This window comes from Herbaspirillum lusitanum P6-12 (assembly GCF_000256565.1).
GTDB classification, from domain to species: domain Bacteria; phylum Pseudomonadota; class Gammaproteobacteria; order Burkholderiales; family Burkholderiaceae_D; genus Herbaspirillum; species Herbaspirillum lusitanum.
Window position 1 is genome coordinate 1 of sequence record NZ_AJHH01000650.1, and the last position, 1,515, is coordinate 1,515.

At 62.1% G+C, this 1,515-nt stretch carries 1 protein-coding gene and 1 pseudogene; both read right to left on the reverse strand.

Annotated elements, in window-relative coordinates; all coding sequences use genetic code 11:
• Positions 1-1,377: dihydropyrimidinase (hydA, locus tag HLUSI_RS0121395; protein ID WP_016835896.1), on the reverse strand; the 1,377-nt coding region annotated here is incomplete at its 3' end.
• 14 nt (positions 1,378-1,391) lie between these two features.
• A pseudogene (locus HLUSI_RS34430) lies at positions 1,392-1,515 on the reverse strand (maleate cis-trans isomerase family protein); the annotation flags it as partial.

The following is a 1,515-nucleotide window of genomic DNA, read 5'->3' on the forward strand; positions in this document are numbered from 1 at the left end:
CAAGAATTCACCGCGACCGACCGCGCCCCGAGGATCCTTGCCGTCATACACCACCTCGCCGCGCGACAGCGTGGTCACCGGCCAGCCGGTCACGGCCACGCCTTCATACGGGGTGTAGTCGACGTTGTGATGCAGCTTGTCGTTGGCGATCACGACTTCCTTGTGCGGATCCCAGATCGCGATATCGGCGTCGCCGCCGATGGCGATCGTGCCCTTTTGCGGATACAGGCCGTACATCTTGGCCGGATCGGTCGCCGTCAGTGCGACAAAACGGTTGAGGTCGATGCGGCCCTTGCCGACGCCTTCCGAGAACAGCAGCGGCAAACGTGTTTCCAGCCCCGGTGTGCCGTTGGGAATATAGCGGAACGGCACTTCCTTCCCGCCCGGCATCTTGCCCTTGGGATCGGCGTAACGGAACGGCGCATGGTCCGACGAGAACACCGTGAACAAGCCGTTGGCCAGGCCATCCCAGATGTGTTGCTGGTTTTCCTTGTCGCGCGGCGGCGGGCTGCAGATGCACTTGGCGCCCTGATAGCCCTCCTGATCGAGGTCGTCTGCCGTCAGCATGAAATACTGCGGACAAGTCTCGGCATAGATGCGCAGGCCGTGACCATGCGCCCAGCGGATCTGCTCGATGGCTTCCTTGCCCGATACGTGCACGATCAGGATCGGCACGTCGACCAGTTCGGACAGCGCGATCGCGCGATGCGTCGCTTCGCGCTCGACCAGCATCGGCCGCGAGGTCGCGTGGTACTTCGGCGCCGTCAGGCCGGCATCTTCCAGTTGCTCGGTGAGCCACGCGATGCAGTCAGCGTTTTCTGCATGAATCATCACCATCGCGCCTTCGCGCCGTGCGATGGCCAGTACGTCGATGATCTGCCGGTCGTTGAGCTTGAGGTCGTCGTAGGTCATGTAGATCTTGAACGAGGTATAGCCTTCGCTGATCAGCTGCGGCAGTTCTTCCTTCAAGACTTTTTCGGTCGGGTCGCTGACGATCATGTGGAAGGCGTAGTCGATCACGGCCTTGCCTTCGGCGCGGCGATGATAATCTTCCACCGCGGCGCGCAGCGACTGACCCTTGGCCTGCGCGGCAAACGGAATCACCGTCGTGGTGCCGCCGCATGCCGCCGAGATCGTGCCGCTGCGAAAATCGTCGGCCATCTCCAGCCCCTCTTCCATCGGCTGATCGAGATGGCAGTGGCTGTCGACGCCGCCCGGCAGCACCAGCTTGCCGGCCGCATCGATTTCTTTCCTGCCGGACGCAAGATTACGCCCCAGCGCCACGACCTTGCCGCCGACGATGCCGACATCGCATTGCATGATGTCGGATGCGGTGGCGACGGTGCCGTTGCGGATTACCAGATCAAAGTCTTCCATGCGCTGCTCCGTTCTCAAACAACATCACGGAACAGGCTGCCCCAATTACGGATGCGGGAAGGATCCGATCCGGCCTGCCTGAGCGACTTCCACACCACGGTGGAAATGGTGTCGTAGATCGGAATGCCGACTTCGCGC